This window comes from Paraburkholderia sp. 40 (assembly GCF_050434105.1).
GTDB lineage: Bacteria > Pseudomonadota > Gammaproteobacteria > Burkholderiales > Burkholderiaceae > Paraburkholderia > Paraburkholderia tuberum.
Genome location: NZ_JBNPVY010000001.1, coordinates 172146 through 189744 on the forward strand (window position 1 = coordinate 172146; position 17599 = coordinate 189744).

A 17599-nucleotide genomic window follows, 5' to 3' on the forward strand; every position below is an offset into this window, starting at 1 on the left:
AATCAAGCCGGGCGCAGCGAATCACCCAGCGGCAGCGCGCGGATCGTCGCGCCCGTGGCGGCGCCGAGCGCATTCGCCACGGCGGGCGCGGCGGGCGGCACGCCGGGCTCGCCGATGCCGGTCGGCGCTTCCTTCGACGGCACGATGTGCACCTCGACCACCGGCATGCCGCTCATGCGCAGCACCGGGTAGTCGTTGAAATTGCCCTGTCTGACGTGGCCCTTGTCGAACGTGATGGCCGTGCGCAGGAACGTGAGGCCGAAGCCGATCCCGCCTTCCACCTGGGTTGCGATGATGTCCGGATTCACCACCATGCCGCAATCGACCGCGCACACCACGCGATCCACTGTGAACGCGCCATCGGGCTGCACCGTCACTTCCGCCACCTGCGCGACATAGGTGCCGAACGCCAGTTGCAGCGCGATGCCGCGCCCGCGCCGCGTGCCCTGCGGGCCGGGTTTGAGCGGCATGGACCAGCCCGCCTTCTGCGCCACGAGTTCGAGCACGCCGCGATGGCGTGGCATGCTCGCGAGCAGCGCGTGACGGAATGCATAGGGATCCTGACCGGCTGCGCGCGCGGCTTCGTCCATCATAGTTTCGCCGACGAACGCCGAGTGCGTGTGCCCGACCGAGCGCATCCACTGCGTCTGCACGGGCAGCTTCGCCTTGTGCTGCGCGACGCGGAAATTGGGAATCGCGTAAGGGATATCGGCCGCGCCTTCGATCAGCACCGGATCGATAGAATCGGGCTTCGGCAACTGCATGAAACTCTGGCCGACCACATCATGATTCCATGAAACGAGGTTGCCCGTCTTGTCGACGGCCACGCGCACCTTGTGCACCGTGAGCGGGCGGTAATAGCCCGCGCGCATGTCGTCCTCGCGCATCCACACGAGCTTGATGGGCGCGTCAACGCCCTGCGCGTGCGCGGCTTTCACCACGCGCGCCGCTTCGCGCACGAAGTCCGAATGCGGATTCGCCCGGCGGCCGAAACTGCCGCCCGCATAAAGCTGATGAATCGTCACCTGCTCGGGCTTGAGACCGAGTTCCTTCGCCGCCATCGCCTGATCGGCCGTGTGCCACTGCTCGCCATTCCAGATCTCGCAACGGTCGCCTTTGAGGCTGATCAGACAGTTCATCGGCTCCATCGGCGCGTGGGCGAGATAGGGCTGCTCGTAGACAGCCTCGATATATTTTCCGCCCTCAGGTGCGCTCGTGAGCACCTTGCCGCGCTGCTCGGCCACATTGCCCGGCCGATCGGCGAGCGTGCGGAACTGGCTGAAGATATCCGTCGAGCTGAGCGCGAACGCGTGACTGTCGTCCCACGCAATCGCGAGCGCGTCGCGGCCCTGGCGCGCGATCCACGTGTTGTGCGCCAGCACGGCCACGCCGCCCTGCACTTCGTCGTCGCCTGGAATCTGCACGACCGCGACCACGCCGCGAATCGCCTTCGCCTTGCTGGCATCGACGTGACGCACCTTGCCGCCCAGTCGCGGCGGATGCGCAATCACGGCCACCAGCATGCCCGGCACCTTGATGTCCTGCGTGTAGATGGCCAAGCCGTTCACCTTCGCCGGGACATCGACGCGCTTCGACTCGCGCTTGCCGATCAGTTTGAAATCGGCGGGCTGCTTGACGACCACCTTCGCGGGCAGCGGCTCGCGCGCGGCGGCGGCCACGAACTGACCATAGCCCGCCCGGCGGCCCGAAGCCTCGTGGACAATCACGCCGTTTTCCACCTGCAGCCTGGCCGGGTCCACCTTCCATTGCTTGGCGGCGGCGGCAACCAGCATCATGCGTGCGGCGGCGGCGGCTTCGCGCATCTGCTTCCATGCGCCGGCCATCGCCGTGCTGCCGCCCGTGGCCTGCATCGTCCAGCCGAACGAAGCGAACATCGGGTTCGCGTATTTCTTGACGTCGGCGGGCGCGGCTTCGACCGTGATCCGGTCGAGCGGCACATCGAGTTCATCGGCGGCCAGCGTCGCAAGGCCCGTGAAGGTGCCTTGGCCCATCTCCAGATACTCGGCGATGACCGTGACCGAGCCGTCTGCATTCACGCGAATAAACGCATTCGGTTCAAACGTGAACGCTGTGCCTAGTTTCTCGGCGGAGTCGAGCGACGCCGCGACCGCCAGTCCGCCGCGAAAGCCAACCGCAAGCGTGAGCGCCGACATGCCCGCGAGAAACTGGCGGCGCGACAGCGTTGCGCCCGCCGCGGCGCTTTCGTTGAGTTTCGGATCACGCATGTTTGAGCGCCTCCGATGCTTCGTGGATCGCCGCGCGAATCCGCTGATAGGTCGCACAGCGGCAGATGTTGCCGCTCATGGCGTCGTCGATATCGGCATCGGTGGGATTAGGCTTCGTCGTGAGGAGCGCAACCGCCGACATCACCTGCCCCGATTGACAGTAGCCGCACTGTGGTGCTTGCTTCTCGATCCACGCGGCCTGCACAGCCGCGCCGACTTTCTGCTCGTGAATGGCTTCGATCGTCGTGACCTTACGGCCTTCGATTGCGCCGATGGGCGTCATACAGGCGCGCGCGGGCCGGCCGTCCAGATGCACAGTGCAGGCGCCGCATAGCGCCATGCCGCAGCCGAACTTGGTACCAGTGAGCCCAAGCTCGTCGCGCAAGTACCACATCAATGGCATCTCGGCGTTACCGTCGAACATATGCTGCTCACCATTCACACTAATGTTGATCACGCTTTTCACCTTAGATTGAGTGCCGCGCCCTTTACGCCAGCAGTCATGCGACGAGCCTCTGGGGCACTATCAGGAAATGAGCTCTCTCATGCTCGAAACTATGGAAGTTTTCTGACGTCCATTGCTGGGATGAGAAAGCATGGTCGAATTCGGCCTATCGCAGAGTCTATAAGGCAAAAGCAGACTGCGTCTTGCCCAAAACTATCAGTGTGTTGCCCAATTCTAGACAAGTTATCCCACAGACCTGACGCACCAGGTCCACCGATTGATCGCTTAACGAATAGAAACGACAGCAGCACTGATGTCCAATGCACAAGCGTCGGACATGCATATCCGATAACAGGCACAGCGCTACAAACGGCTCTGTCACGTTCGTTGAGCCGTGGGCTAAGATGACGTCATGAAAAAGTCGAAATCGCTGTATCACGGTCGTCGGTTTCCGGCATCGATGATCAGCCACGCCGTTCGCTGGTAGTTTCGCTTTCAGCTTAGCCTTCGCGATATCGAGGAGCTGCTGTTCGAGCGCGGCGTGGTCGTTAGCTACGAATCGATCCGTCGGTGGATAGACAAGTTCGGCGCCGATTTCGCGAATCGTGTGAAGGCCGTTCGTCGCATGCCGGGTAGTACGTGGCACCTCGACGAGAGGTTTGTCACCCTGCGTGGCGAACCGTACCTTCGGTGGCGTGCAGTCGACGAGCACGGCGTCGAACTCGACGTCTTACTGCAAAAGCGGCGCGACAAGGCCGCCGCCAAACGTTTCTTCAGGCGTGTGCTGCGCGCTAACCCGGTGCCACGCAAAATCGTCACCGGTCAGTTACGTAGCTATCCTGCGGCGAAAGCCGACATCCCGGAACTGGTCAACGTGAAGCACGTGTTCGTCAAGGCTGCGGCCCGCGTCAACAATCGTGCAGAGAACAGCCATCAGCCCACGCGTGAACGCGAGCGGCGCATGCGAGGTTTTCGCCATCCAAAGCGCACTCAGGCTTTCCTGTCGAGCTTCGGTCCGATATAGCAGCACTTCGCACTCAAGCGGCACTGCTGCGCGCTTCTCTCTATCGCAAGCACCTCGCCGCACGATTTGACTCATGGCGGCTTTTCACTGGCATCGCCCAAACTCCGTCTGCGGTCTTCTGAGCGATCCCTTCACCTGCCATCGCTTTGCCCAGAAATCGTCAATGTGACAGCGCCCTCAACAGCAATGTCCCTAAACTTTCCTCAAGGGCCTTTACCCGACGTGAAACCGCACCACGTGAGATGTTCAACGCGGCTGCGGCGCGTGTGAAATGCCGATGCTCGACAACGGTGGCAAATGTTTCTAACTGCAGCATATTCAACATCTCGTCCTCTTCCCAAACCGCACCCGTTAAGCAAGAGTGAAGTGTTCGGACGGGTGTCGCCTCGCAATCGATCTAGACCAACTCAGCCAATGCCTCCGGGCTGAAATGCTTCAGTGCCTCTGGATCCCCAGCAAGCACTTTAGTCACCCAACGAGGATCGCCTAACAGCGCACGCCCCACGGCAATCAGATCGAACTCGTCGCGCTCCATTCGCTGTATCAACCCGTCAAGGCTAGTAGGAGCAGATGTTTCACCCTCGAAGGACGTTGCGATATCCCTATCCAAGCCCACCGAGCCGACGCTGATCGTCGCTGCACCTGTAAGTTTTTTGGCCCAGCCGGCGAAATTAAGGCCGTCGGGCCCGTCGATTTCGGGAAACTCCGGCACGCAGAAGCGGCGTTGCGAGCAATCCAGAATATCCACGCCGGCTTCCACCAGTGGGGCAAGCCAAGCTCGCATTCGATCGGGCGTGTCGGCCAAGCGCACCGTGTAATCCTGTTGTTTCCACTGGCTAAGACGAAGGATGATAGGGAAGTCTTCGCCCGCCGCTTGCCGCACGGCTCTTACTACATGCACGGCGAAACGCGAGCGCTCCTCGATCGTACTGCCGCCGTAGTGATCGCTACGTTGGTTCGTGCCCGCCCAGAAGAATTGGTCAATAAGATAGCCATGTGCCCCGTGGATTTCTACCACGTCAAAGCCTAGCTGTTTGGCGTCCGCCGCTGCGCGCGCGTACGCTGCAATGGTGTCGGCGATGTCCTCCTCGCTCATCGCCTTGCCGCGCGGCTTGCCAGGCGCGAGCAGACCGGATGGACTTTCTACTGGCACCGTCGGCTCCCATGTGGTCATCGGGTTTTCCATCGAACCCACATGCCAGATCTGCGGTCCCATCTTGCCGCCAACTGAATGGACTTCGTCGATCACGTGTTTCCAGCCGTTGAGCGCATCAGCACCATGAAAAAACGGCACGTTCGGATCGTTGCGCGAGGCAGGACGGTCGATCACCGTCCCCTCGGAAAGAATTAATCCCACTTCGTTTTCCGCGCGTCGCTTGTAGTAGGTCGCCACGTCTTCGCCAGGTATGCCTTCCGGCGAAAATGAGCGGGTCATGGGAGCCATCACAATGCGGTTTTTCAGGGTGAGGGTCTTGATCTTGAACGGCCTGAACACTGGTGAGAGGGACAGCGAGGTCATGGCAGAAACCTTGGAAAAAATGGTTGCTCGATGGACGTTTCGTGCACTCTTGGGAACACCATTGCCGAGTGCCGCCATATTGAAAGGTGGCGGCATGCGGGCGATTTAAGATGTTTTCATCGAAATGGAGTTAGCTACCAAGATGCTGATGGAAGAAATCAGCGACCTTTTTAGAAGCAGGATCGACATACTGGGGCTTGTCATAGAGATCAATGTGCGTAGCGCCTTCGATCCAGAACAGTTCTTTCGGCCCCTTGGTCCTGTTGATCGTTTCGACGCTGAAGCGTTGTGTGTCGGCCTCAGTGCCTGCGATCATGAGCAGCGGCCGGGGCGCAATGAGCTCGACAAGCGCGTACGAGTCATACTGAGCGATCTTGTCCACACTTCGCGCGACCCACCGATTGGCCGCGCGGGGATGCTGCGCACGGGGGGTGCAATAGTAGTCGTAGGCCTCCCGAAACATGCTCTTCGGCGGAAAGTGCTCTGCCTGCTCAGGGGTCGCCGGAACGATCTGGCTCATTCGTACCGGCTCTCCCTTGGCCTCGTTGGTACGATCCACCGCCGCCTCGTCGAGTTGCTTCTTAATCACGGCTGGACTTTGCTTCCCATCCATCCCGTCGCGCCAAAGAATACCCACGCAAGCTGCTACCACAGTCGCGACAGCTTTGATGCGATGGTCGGTCTGAGCCGCGAACGGCACATATCCCCCCGAAGCACATATGCCGAGCGCGCCAATGCGCTTTGGGTCAACTTCTGGCTGGACGGAGAGGTAGGACACCGCGCTTTTCACATCCTCGGAACGTTGGAACGGATCCTCAAGGCCGTGGGGATTACCTTCGCTATCTCCTTGATAGGCGGCATCGAAGGTAAGAACGACGAAGCCCTGCTTAACAAGACGGTCCGCATAGTTCGCCGGGCTTTGTTCTTTCACCGCGCCCATGGGATGGCCAATGACGATACCCGGAAGGGGGCCCGACGCGTTCTCAGGAACATAAAGGTGGGCCGCGAGGCTTAAGCCACTGCTTGGAAATCTTACGTCTTTTAGCATGATTGCTTTCCTTACCTAGTCATTGGGCTGATGTGCGCTCCGCACTAACCGACAGGAAGCGCCGCTAGTAATTACCGTCCGTTGATTTCGTTAAAGCTTCGAATATCTTCATATCCGTCAACCGCGCCTCGAGCTCTGGAATGATCATCGTCAGCGAATCACTTCCCGCGGCAAAGATCCTCGGAGGATCTCCCATCGCCGCAATCGAAACCAGCGCGGCACCGAGCCCGTCCGGGTCTCCCGCCTGTCTTCCGTGTATCGATTCCATCATTCGTGGCGGATTTTCTTCATTCTTGTAATCACAAGTTGTCACTGGTTACCTCGCTCAAAGCAGCTTCAACCTTGGCTACGCTGCGACCGGTCGCAACTACACCGTCGCCGGTTTTCAACGCAGCCCTAGCCACTCCCGCCCCAATGCCGCTGCCTGCACCGGTTATAAGCCAAACTTTGCTCATGCCAACTCCTGATTGCGCCGGCCTGTCGGCCACTGTTGCGCGATCGGCTCGGTACGGTCGATCGCAGCAGGTGAGTCAGTCAATCAGTTGCTGCTGCGACGGATCGGCGATCCGCAGGCCAAGCTTGCCTTTACCGCGCCGCCGATACTCGCGTACGTAGTGCGCCAAAACAGTCACGAGTCCGCGTGGCGACGTCGGCGCGCGCTAACCTGCGGCGCGATCTAGAATATGGAAATGTCAATCTGAAAGCTTACGAGTCGGTCAGTCATGCCCGAACTCCATCGGCGGGTACATCGACGTGTATAACCGGAACAGACCCATCGGAGTCGTCGATTTAGACGCCACGGGGATATGCGTAGTGATGCAGGATACGAGCGAATCAAACTCTCGCTGTGACCTCCACCAACGCAATGTCTTAGAACTTGCGAGAAGGAGCACGGACACTTCTCACTCGCAAACAGCCTATGCGCGGCGGCCAACATTTCCAACTTGAGATTCACGAAGCATCGATTCGTAATTGGAGAAATGGCGGGGCGCTTACATACGCCTCAGATCTGCGCACCAAGGTTGCGATCGAGCTGGCACGCATAGGGTGTTGGCACGCTAGGAACATTCGCGATAGCAAAATTAGAACGGCAGCGCTCGCTTTCTGGCGCGGCCATTCACGGGTCGAGGCGGCAAAACGGCGCTGCCTGCGCCCATTTTTGCTTAGCCAAGCGGATTGATGTAAGCAGCTTTGACGACCGTGTACAGTTCTCTCGCGTGGCTGCCCTGCTCCCGCCGGCCAAAACTTGAACCCTTCCGGCCGCCGAACGGTACATGGCAGTCGACACCCGCTCGCGTTCACGCGTGGGCTGATGGCTGTTCTCTGCACGATTGTTGACGCGGGCCGCAGCCTTGACGAACACGTGCTTCACGTTGACCAGTTCCGGGATGTCGGCTTTCGCCGCAGGATAGCTACGTAACTGACCGGTGACGATTTTGCGTGGCACCGGGTTAGCGCGCAGCACACGCCTGAAGAAACGTTTGGCGGCGGCCTTGTCGCGCCGCTTTTGCAGTAAGACGTCGAGTTCGACGCCGTGCTCGTCGACTGCACGCCACCGAAGGTACGGTTCGCCACGCAGGGTGACAAACCTCTCGTCGAGGTGCCACGTACTACCCGGCATGCGACGAACGGCCTTCACACGATTCGCGAAATCGGCGCCGAACTTGTCTATCCACCGACGGATCGATTCGTAGCTAACGACCACGCCGCGCTCGAACAGCAGCTCCTCGATATCGCGAAGGCTAAGCTGAAAGCGAAACTACCAGCGAACGGCGTGGCTGATCATCGATGCCGGAAACCGACGACCGTGATACAGCGATTTCGACTTTTTCATGACGTCATCTTAGCCCACGGCTCAACGAACGTGACAGAGCCCTCGACTTCCCAGTCTGCCGCTTTTTCGAGAAAGTTCGAGAGCGGTGAATCGTGAACCCGCTCGCAACACGATGCTATCTCCTGATCGGTATAGAGGTACCCTTTGATGGATACGCGTCCTTCGCACCCGTGCCCACGAACGAGGCAGGAAGTTTGTAACACACGAAATAATGATCAGCAAGCTGCCCCCCGGAAGTCGAGCAGCGCCTTGTAGCAGGCCACTGGGAAGGCGATCTGATCATTGGGCTGGGAGGCTCTGCAATCGGAACGCTCGTAGAGCGCGCGACCCGCTTTGCCAAGCTGTTGCACGTTCCCCGCATGGCTGAAGACGGACAGGTTCGAGAGAAAAATGGACCAGCGCTAGCCGGTCACGGGCTGACGCGGTCAGAGTGGCAATCGCTGCCTTGATGGCGCCGCTGCCGCCACACTTGCGCAGGTCGCTGACATGGGACCATGGGTGCAGAGATGGCTCTGCTTGCCGACTGCGAATCGATACAATCCTCGCCTTCACGCCTTACGCAATCAAGATGTCTTCCCCGGGTGCTTCCCGAGGCGCAACGCAACCTCCACGTCGAGACGTTGAGCCACGGCCTTCAGCCCGAGCTGCCCCATGGTCTTCCATAGCAGTAGCTTCGCTCGCTCTGTGCATTTTCAAAAAAACACCCGAGGGATCTGTGACCCTCGGGGTGCCGTTCGAAGTTCAAGTGGACACTGTCGTCGCTGTTAGCAGCTCGGCACAACAGGGCTTCGATGAACGATCGCCTGCCCGGTATCGCGTGTTCGGCGGTCAGCTCGCGCGCCTAGATGTTGACGAAGACTTCCCGTTGGCCGGTTCGTCTCAGCATCTTAGGTAGCGCCGTGCGCCGAGTTCACGGACTGCTCTCTGGTTTCCCCGATCCCTAAGTACATGCCAATCAGCGACCGCGACCTTTTGAGAACAGACCCCGAGTGTCAACGTACGGAACGATCTGAAGCGGTGAATTGACGCTGCGATTTTCAAGCGGCTTTAATGCCTACCCAAGACGATATGAATTGAGAGGGAGACGGCAGTCTTTTGCGAAATCCGTTCCGCACCGGGTTCGAGATCACCTCGGCGCCTCGCGCAGCGGCTCGAACAAGCTGGTGCGTCGATCAGCATCGACGTAACGACATGCCGCGCGCACATGCATCGGATTGCGATTCGTTCCTCGACGCGGACGATCTGGAATTGACGGCCCAGAAAGACGGATGGGATGGGACTTAGGGTAAACGCTTCGCATAACTAGTAAATTCTGGAGGAGACAAACATTATGAAAGCGCTTCTGAAAAAGGCAAAGAGGCGAGTGCTACTTCGTCGCGCTCGGGGGAGCACGGCGTTTCTCGCAACCATACCGGCCTTATTGATCTTTCTCGACCACCCGTGTGACGCACACGCCGCGGACACGGCTGTGACCACGGTCTCCGCATCGGATACGGCTCCGGTGTCAGCGTCCGCTTCGGACGCGACGACTTCGACTTCGACCTCGGCTGCGGGTGCGGCGACGAGCCAGACGCCGGCCACGACGGGCTCGATGTTCGCCGGCCTAGCCGGCCTGCGGAACAACCTGACACTCGGCGGTTTCGTGCGCACGTGGGCGTCGCTCAATCTGCAGAACCACCCGGAAACGCCGACCAACTCCGCCGGCGATCTGCAAATGCTGCGTAGCTCGCTCGAGCTCGATGCAGGCCTGAAGACCGGCCCGTTCAAGTGGACGGCGATCGGCCGCTTCGACCGCGAAGTCCTGACGTCGTACCAGAAGGAGTTGCAGGAGCTTGCGCGTCAGCACACACCTGGCGGCCCGGGCAGCAGCCTGCTTTCGCAGTACGATCAGAACGAGCTCCGTGAATTCTACGTCGACACGGACATCGGCGACCGTGTGCATCTGCGTTTGGGCAAGCAGCAGATCGTCTGGGGTGAAACGGACTTCTTTCACCCGACCGATCTGATTCAAGGCTACGACTATCGGTGGCGCTCGTTCCTCGAGCCCGAGAGCGACGAGCTGAGAAAGCCGCTAATCATGGCGAACGCGACCATCAGCGTGCCCGAGGCCAACGGCGACCTGCAACTCGTGATTCGGCCGGGCCTCGATCGCAAACGCGACATCGGCAATTCCTACGATCTCTATGGCGGCCGCTGGATGCCGCAGCCATTCAAGGGCGTCGATTTCCTGTCCGGCATCACGTTCTACGATTACGACCATCCGTACGGCAAAGCCAGCTCGGTGACGGGCGGCGCCCGCTGGACCGGCATGGCGGGCCCGCTGAATTACGCGTTCTCGTATTTGCGCACGTTCACGCCGGATCCCGTGCTGAATCCGGCCGCCAATCCGATCGGCAAGGCGCCCTCGGGCGCGCTTGGCGACTGGTTCTTCCCGACGATCAACGTGTTCGACGCGAGCGTCAACGGCGAGATCCCAGGCATCGGCACGATCGCGAACTTCGAAATCGCGTATCAGCCGAACCGCTACTTCAACACCGGCACCAATCTACCGGTCGGTACCCAAGGCACCGGGCCAGTTGTCAGAAAGGACGTCGTCCTGACGACGATTCGTCTCGATCAGAAACTGAGCCTCCAATCGCTGCTCGGAACGAACGCACCGTCACTGCTTTCGTTCCAGATGTTCGACACGTGGATCCAGCACTTCAGGTCGAGCGACAACATCGTCGCGCAGGTCGGCTGGAGCGCGCCGGCGAAGCGGCACGACACGATCCTGACTTCGTTCATCACGCTGAACTACATGAGCAGCCGCCTGAATCCGCAACTCGCGGGTGGCGTCGACGTCAGTACCGGCGATGCGTTCGTGATCCCGAGCGTTGCGTTCCAATACGGCAATCACTGGCGCTTCCTCGTGGAGGCCGACATATTTCTCGCGAAGCATCCGCGCAGCTCGCCCGCTCAGCCCGGCCAGAGCACCTACGCGCTGGCCGGTTTCGCGAACAACGACCAGCTGATGTTCCGAGCAACGTACCAGTTCTAACCTACCCGAACAAAATCGGAGACGAATCATCATGAAGAAATCCATTAAACGGCCGATGACTTCCTGTATCGCCGCACTGATCGCCACGACGTTCGTCGCGACGGGCTCGACGGCGCTCGCGGCCGAGTTGCCGGCGGGCACGGTCATCAGCAAGGCAAACCTCGACCAGATCAAGAACGACACGTTCGAAGGCCACACCATCGAGAGCCTGCTCACTGACCGGATGGCCTGGGAAATTCGCAACTCGAACGTAAAAATTCCGCTGGCGAAAGCGGATGCTTCGGTCGATCCGAATTGGAAGGAAGCAACACAGAAATACTCCAGCAGCGTCCAATACGATCCGAAGACTCGCACCGTCACGGGTTACAAAGCCGGCGTGCCGTTCCCGACCATCAGCGAAAGCGATGCGGACGCCGGCGAGAAGGTCATGTGGGATTACTACTATGGCTCGCCGACCTATCCGCGCGACTTCTACGCGCACGTCGCGTTCGTGACGTTCAACTCCGGCGGCTTCGAGGCGTCACAGGACTGGGTGTTCGACCGCCTGCGCAATCGCGGCCGCCTGGGCAACGCCCCGACGCTCGACAACGACGACTGGATCACGAAGACGATTTTCGTCGCGACATCGCCGCAAGACATCAAGGGCACCGGCACCTTCACGACGCGCTACGACGTGAACGGCAAGCTCGAGGACCAGTTCGTGTACATCAAGTCGGCACGCCGCGTACGCCGCCTGTCAGGTAACGCGTGGATGGATCCGGTCGGCGGCTTCGACTTCCTCGACGATGACATCTACGTATACAACGCACGCCCGTCGCAATACGTAAGCAACAAGCTGATTGGTAAGCGCTGGATTCTCGCCGGCCTCGATACGAAGGTGCAACACGATTCGTCGAAGTCGGGGACGGCAGGCGAGTGGCCGAACATCGATTCGAAGGAAGCGCCGTACTGGAACGTCGTCACGCCCATGACGCCGCGCGAAGTCTACGTAATCGAAGCGACGCCGCCGGCCGAGCACCCGTACGGAAAGAAGGTGGTGTACGTCGACTCGAAGCTGTTCATCGCGTATCGCGGCGAAGTGTACGACAAGAAGGGCGAACCGTGGCGCACCTTCATGCAAAGCGCGGGACAGGTGGTCGGCAAGAAGTCGGGCATCAAGTACATGTCGCCGGCGATCGGTACGTTCGTCGACTACAAGGCGCATCATGCGACCGACTTCTTCGTCGTCGATCCGGTGTTTGATCGCGATCGCAGCGGGAGCGATTACGCGCCCAACGCGTTGGAGTCCTACCAGTAACCCGGGAAACCGGAGTCACCGTTGTTATCCGGAGCAAGTGAATGATGGTTATGCGACGTTTGTATCGTCTCGCGGGCTCAGCCTCTCCGTTCATCATCATCGGAGGGCTGCTTTACGCGGGGCTCTTCATCAAGCCCGAGCCGAAGGGTAATGCCGTCCCACGGCCCCCTTTTGAACGAAGCGATCGCCTGTACGGGACCGCGGTTCAACCCGACGGCAAGATCTGGCTCGTGGGTAATAACGGGAAGATTCTCGATAGCATGGATGCCGCCCGCACTTGGCAATACGCGAACGATCCGGCGCGCGTCGCGCTGCAGGACGTGGCGGCATGGGACGACCGGAGTGCGATCGCCGTCGGCGACGACGGCGTCGCACTGATCACCGACGACGGCGGCAAGTCGTGGAAGCCCGTCGATACCCCGAAATCCAAGATCGCCAACAAGCTGATGCGGGTCAAAACCGAACCCGACGGGCACGCGATCGCCGTCGGCGAGGGCGGAGTCATCGTGAGGTCGACCGATTACGGCCGGCACTGGGTCTCGGTGCGGTCTGAAGAGGACGAGGCCTGGAACGACGTCGGCTTGCGAGACGGACACGGCTGGATCGTGGGGGAACGCGGCCGCATCCTCCTGTCGAACGACGACGGCCGGTCGTGGCGCGAGGTCACGAGCCCGCTCAAGAGCAGCCTGATGTCGGTGTCGTTCAAGAGCGCGAAGGACGGCGTGGCCGTCGGCCTAAACGGCGTGATTCTCGCGTCTCACGACGGCGGCCAGACGTGGGTGCAAAAGCCGTTCGAGCTGCCCGATCAACCCCAAGCCGGCGGCTCGCCGCAGACGTCGGATGGATCGACGACGCTTTACCAGCGCGGCAGAACGGAGCATCTGTTGTGCGTGGTCTGGGACGGCGAACGGTGGATCGCGGCCGGCACGAAAGGCGTCATCGCGGTCGGGGATGCCGATGGCGACCACTGGCGCGGGACGCGCCTGACACCCGACGATCGGCACTGGTATACGGCGATCGTGCCGTATCGCGGCCGGTATCTGCTGTCCGGCAGCCGCTTCGTTTCATTCCCGATGAACGGCCTGAAATCGGCGGCCGTGTCTGAAAAAGCTGGAGAGCACGCATGAAAGACGAAGACTTTTCCAAGCTAGAGAGGTTCGTGGCGTTCTGCCTGCGCCGCCGCGTCGCAGTGACTGTTATCTACGTGGTCCTGACGGCGCTGATGGCGCTCTTTGCGTCTCGGATCGAGATCAAGACCGTCTTCGACGATCTGCTGCCGCGTACGCACGAATACGTGAAGGTGCATGAGCGTTTCAAGGAGCAGTTCGGCGGATCGAACGTCGTCAGCATCATGCTCGAAGCCGATCACGGCACGATTTTCCAGAAGGACGTGCTCGACAAGATCAAGAAGATCACGACGGACCTGGCGCTCGTTCGGGGCGTCAATCCGATGCAGATCATTTCGATCGCGTCGCCGAAGCTCAAAGAGATCCGCGGCTCGACCGACTCGATCGAATCGAAGCCCGTGATGTTCCCGGATGTGCCGCAGACGCAGGCGGCCCTCGACGGGTTGAAGGCATCCGTCCTCAACAATCCGCTCGTCTACGGCACATACGTTTCGCAGGATCTGAAGGCCGCGCTGATCACTGTCGACTTCTACGAGAGCGAGCTTGACTACAAGCAGATCTACGATCAGCTATACAAACTGACGAACTCGGTACAGGGCGGCTCCGTGAAGGTGAGCCTCGTCGGCGAGCCGATCCTGTTCGGCTGGGTCACGCACTACGTGCCGGAGACCCTAAAGATCTTCCTGATGACGATCGCATTCCTCGCCGCGCTGCTGTTCGTCATCATGCGCACTTGGCGCGGCACGATACTGCCGTTGCTGGCCGGCACAACGAGCGCGATCTGGGCACTCGGCTCGGCAAAGCTGTTCGGCTTCAACTTCGATCCGCTCGTGATCGTGATCGCGTTCCTGATCACCGCGCGGTCGATCTCGCATTCCGTTCAACTCGTTTCGAGATTCGGCGACGAGGTCGCGGCCGGCATCGTCTCGAGCCAGGCGGCCGCACACTCCGCGATGTTGCAGCTCTTCAAGCCCGGCATGCTCGGCGTGATAGCGGATGCGGGCTGCATGATCGTCGTCGTGCTCACGCCGATTCCGCTGATGCAGAAGGTGGCGATCGTCGGCACGGTCTGGGTGCTCACGATCGCGATCACCGCGTGCCTGATGACGCCGATCTTGCTATCGTGGGTTCGTAAGCCGCAAGGTCACGCTCATCCATTCGACGTGCTGCCGCTGTTCGATCGCGTGCTCGATCTGTGCGTGTCGGTCGCAACCTCGAAGCTTCGCTACGGGATTATCGGTCTGGCTGCCATCGTCTTCATCGTATCGGGCGTCTATGCGTTCAACCTGCACGTCGGCGATGCGGACGCCGGCTCGCCAATCCTGTGGCAGAAGTCGCGCTATAACGTCGACTCGGCTGCGATCAACGGCAAGTTCCAAGGTACCGATCGCATGTACACGGTATTCGAGGGCGATGGCCAGGACGCGATAAAGGAGCCGTCGGTTCTGCAGAGCATGGAGGCAATGCAGCGCTACATGGGCGCGCAACCGGAGATCGGTGGCAGCCTGTCCATCGCCGACGTGCTGCCAGCCGTGAACCAGATCCTGCACGAGGACAACCCGCGCTATGACCGGCTCGGCAAGACCCGCAATGAGAACGGCGAGCTGATCTACATGTGGGGCCCCGATGCAGGCGAGGCAGGACGCTACATGGATCCACAGGCGCGTAAAGGGTCGGTCACGTTCTACTTCAAGGATCACCGCGGCGATACGATCCGGACCGCGATGCAACGGCTGAAGGAATTCATCGCGGACAACCCGGTACAGCACGGCAAGTATCTGCTGGCCGGCGGGATAATCGGCGTCACCGCAGCAGTGAACGAAGTGATTCTGTCCGGCCAGGTCGAAAGCGTCGCGCTCGCGCTGCTCTGGCTCGTGATCTGCTGCGCGGTCGCGTATCGCACGCCGCGTGCCGGCATCTTCTTCATGATCCCCGTGATGCTGTCGAACACAGTAACGTTCAGCTTCATGGCATGGAAAGGCATCGGCATGACACTCAGCACGCTGCCGGTCGCCGCGCTCGGGATCGGCCTCGGCGTCGACTACACGTTCTACGTGGTCGACGGAATCCGCGAGGAATTGCATCATCACAACGACCTGAAGCGTGCGATCGAGCACGCGATCCGCACGGCGGGCAAGGGCGTGCTGATTACCGCGCTGACGCTGACGGCCGCGGTCGGACTCTGGTCGATGTCGTCCCTGCGCTTCCAGGCCGAGATGAGCCTGCTGATGGGAATCTGGCTGTTCGTGTCGGCGTTCAGTGCGCTGTTCATCATGCCGGCGCTCGTCTACGTGTTCAGGCCTGAATTCGTCGTCGGCAAACCGAAGACCGGGATAGAGACGGAAGGGCGCGGCACCGACGTGGACCACCGGATGCTAGGCCGAGCAAAACTGAAACGCGTGTAAGCGCGTCGGTCGCGGCGAGGCACTGGCCGTGATCAAAGTCCCCTACCCGTCGCTCACCGACGTAAAGACGGTCCCAACAAGCACGCGCCTGCTGCTCGATAACTGCGCCGCAATTAATATCAGGTCGCGGCGTAGCCCATGCGGTTGCGGCCCGGGACGCGTCCGCGTCCGCACCCAATCCGCGCGCGCGTGATTCGCACCGCTGCCCGTGCTTCAAGGCCGTGCCCTACGGTAGCTTGCCAAGCATCATCGGTAAGCCGAAACGGTAAGTTTCAGTGTCGCCACTGACCACTGCCCCCGCCCACCTACTCTTATGGCTTGCGCGTGCTGGACGCTTCTTCAACATTGCAAGCGCGACGAGACCTCCGCTACCGCCAGCGGAATTCGTCGAGGTATGGCGGGCTCACTAAGTTCAGTAGGACTTGGGCAAACCCAGCACTTTTTCGGCTATAAAGCACATGATCATTTGGGGACTCACGGGCGCCAGCCGAGGGATCATGCACTCCCGGAGGTAACGCTCGACATGGTATTCCTTCGCATACCCCATTCCGCCCAACGTAGCGATCGCTGTCTGGCAGGACTGGAAAGCCGCCTCAGCAGCGAGATATTTGGCGCTGTTCGCCTCCGCACCGCAGGGCTTCCCTGCGTCGTACAGGGTCGCGGCCTTCAACACCATCAGGTTGGCCGCCTCCAGTTGCATCCACGCTTGTGCAAGGGGATGTTGAATTGCCTGGTTTTGCCCGATTGGACGACCGAATACAACCCGCTCCTTTGCGTACTGAGTAGCGCGCCGCAACGCTGCTTGCCCGAGACCAATGGCTTCTGCTGCAATCAGAATGCGTTCGGGGTTGAGCCCGTGCAGCAAGTATTTGAAGCCTTGTCCCTCGACGCCGATCAAGTCCGCCTTCGGAACCCGCAATCCGTCGATGAACAACATATTGGAATCGACGGCCTTGCGGCCCATCTTTTCGATTTCCCGAACCTCCACACGACTGCGGTCGAGGTCGGTGTAAAAGAGACTCAACCCGTCAGTCGGTTTCGCGAGCTGATCGAGCGGGGTCGTACGCGCAATGATCAGCATCTTGTTAGCCACCTGTGCGGTCGAAATCCAGATCTTTCTTCCCGTGATGACGTAGTGATCGCCGTCTAGCACTGCTTGAGTCTTCAGGTGGGCTGTATCAAGTCCGGCGTCCGGTTCTGTCACTGCGAAACAGGCTTTGTCCTCTCCTTTAATGAGCGGAGACAGGAATCTTTGTTTCTGCTCGTCGGTTCCGAACACCTGCACCGGGTTAAGACCAAAAATATTGATGTGTACGGCCGAAGCTCCCGATAGGCCCGCCCCCGACGCGCTAATAGTTCGCATCATTAAGGCCGCTTCCGTCATGCCCAGTCCCGCACCGCCGTAGTCGGGGGACATGGCAATGCCGAGCCAACCGTTTTCCGCCAGCGTTCGGTAAAACTCATGAGGGAAGCCCCCGTTGCGATCGCGCTCCAGCCAGTATTCATCGTCGAATTCCTCACAGATCCTTTCGATCGACGACTGAATTGACAACTGATCTTCGTTAAGATCGAAGTTCATAAACTAAAACTCCTTGGATCGTGTCGTGGCCGTTCACG

The 17599-nt window shown here is 60.2% G+C and carries 12 protein-coding genes and 2 pseudogenes; 5 read left to right on the forward strand and 9 right to left on the reverse strand.

Annotated elements, in window-relative coordinates:
• Nucleotides 1–2: 2 nt before the first annotated feature.
• Nucleotides 3–2246 carry a molybdopterin cofactor-binding domain-containing protein gene (locus tag OKW28_RS00900; RefSeq protein WP_429443108.1) on the reverse strand — a complete coding sequence of 748 codons (2244 nt, stop codon included), beginning with the start codon at nucleotides 2244–2246 and terminating at the stop codon, nucleotides 3–5.
• Complete coding sequence (locus OKW28_RS00905) at nucleotides 2239–2703, reverse strand: (2Fe-2S)-binding protein (RefSeq protein ID WP_429443110.1); 465 nt, start codon at nucleotides 2701–2703, stop codon at nucleotides 2239–2241. The genes OKW28_RS00900 and OKW28_RS00905 overlap by 8 nt, the downstream gene beginning before the upstream one ends.
• A gap of 400 nt (nucleotides 2704–3103) precedes the next feature.
• Here OKW28_RS00905 and OKW28_RS00910 point away from each other — a divergent pair.
• Nucleotides 3104–3837, forward strand: a pseudogene (locus tag OKW28_RS00910) (IS6 family transposase).
• A 38-nt stretch (nucleotides 3838–3875) separates the two neighbouring features.
• On the opposite strand, the gene OKW28_RS00915 reads toward OKW28_RS00910, so the two are convergent.
• The 6 genes and pseudogenes from OKW28_RS00915 to OKW28_RS00940 all read right to left on the reverse strand — a co-directional run.
• Nucleotides 3876–4040, reverse strand: a complete 165-nt coding sequence (locus OKW28_RS00915; protein ID WP_429443112.1) for a LysR family transcriptional regulator — start codon at nucleotides 4038–4040, stop codon at nucleotides 3876–3878.
• A gap of 72 nt (nucleotides 4041–4112) precedes the next feature.
• The gene (locus tag OKW28_RS00920) at nucleotides 4113–5330 is read right to left on the reverse strand and encodes an NADH:flavin oxidoreductase (RefSeq protein ID WP_429443114.1); all 1218 of its coding nucleotides are present in this window, start codon (nucleotides 5328–5330) and stop codon (nucleotides 4113–4115) included.
• A 34-nt stretch (nucleotides 5331–5364) separates the two neighbouring features.
• Nucleotides 5365–6282, reverse strand: a complete 918-nt coding sequence (locus OKW28_RS00925) for an alpha/beta hydrolase (protein ID WP_429443116.1) — start codon at nucleotides 6280–6282, stop codon at nucleotides 5365–5367.
• 64 nt (nucleotides 6283–6346) lie between these two features.
• The gene (locus OKW28_RS00930; RefSeq protein WP_429443118.1) at nucleotides 6347–6595 is read right to left on the reverse strand and encodes a hypothetical protein; all 249 of its coding nucleotides are present in this window, start codon (nucleotides 6593–6595) and stop codon (nucleotides 6347–6349) included.
• Nucleotides 6582–6737, reverse strand: coding sequence for an SDR family NAD(P)-dependent oxidoreductase (locus OKW28_RS00935; protein ID WP_429443120.1), 156 nt, complete (start codon nucleotides 6735–6737; stop codon nucleotides 6582–6584). The genes OKW28_RS00930 and OKW28_RS00935 overlap by 14 nt, the downstream gene beginning before the upstream one ends.
• 833 nt (nucleotides 6738–7570) lie before the next feature.
• Nucleotides 7571–8116, reverse strand: a pseudogene (locus OKW28_RS00940) (IS6 family transposase); the annotation flags it as partial.
• Nucleotides 8117–9584: 1468 nt separating this feature from the next.
• Here OKW28_RS00940 and OKW28_RS00945 point away from each other — a divergent pair.
• The 4 genes from OKW28_RS00945 to OKW28_RS00960 are packed head-to-tail and all read left to right on the forward strand — an operon-like array spanning nucleotide 9585 to nucleotide 15982.
• Nucleotides 9585–11153, forward strand: coding sequence for a DUF1302 family protein (locus tag OKW28_RS00945; RefSeq protein ID WP_429443121.1), 1569 nt, complete (start codon nucleotides 9585–9587; stop codon nucleotides 11151–11153).
• Nucleotides 11154–11184: 31 nt separating this feature from the next.
• A complete protein-coding gene (locus tag OKW28_RS00950) occupies nucleotides 11185–12450 on the forward strand; it encodes a DUF1329 domain-containing protein (RefSeq protein WP_429443123.1) in 1266 nt (421 codons plus the stop codon).
• 41 nt (nucleotides 12451–12491) lie between these two features.
• On the forward strand, nucleotides 12492–13577 hold the full coding sequence (locus OKW28_RS00955) for a WD40/YVTN/BNR-like repeat-containing protein (RefSeq protein ID WP_429443125.1): 1086 nt from the start codon (nucleotides 12492–12494) through the stop codon (nucleotides 13575–13577).
• Nucleotides 13574–15982 (forward strand): efflux RND transporter permease subunit, encoded by a 2409-nt coding sequence (locus OKW28_RS00960; protein WP_429443127.1) that lies wholly within the window; start codon nucleotides 13574–13576, stop codon nucleotides 15980–15982. Before OKW28_RS00955 ends, OKW28_RS00960 begins: the two co-directional genes overlap by 4 nt.
• A 412-nt stretch (nucleotides 15983–16394) precedes the next feature.
• On the opposite strand, the gene OKW28_RS00965 is transcribed toward OKW28_RS00960, so the two are convergent.
• Nucleotides 16395–17561: an acyl-CoA dehydrogenase family protein gene (locus OKW28_RS00965; protein ID WP_429443129.1), complete on the reverse strand. Its 1167-nt coding sequence runs from the start codon at nucleotides 17559–17561 to the stop codon at nucleotides 16395–16397.
• Nucleotides 17562–17599: the final 38 nt, after the last annotated feature.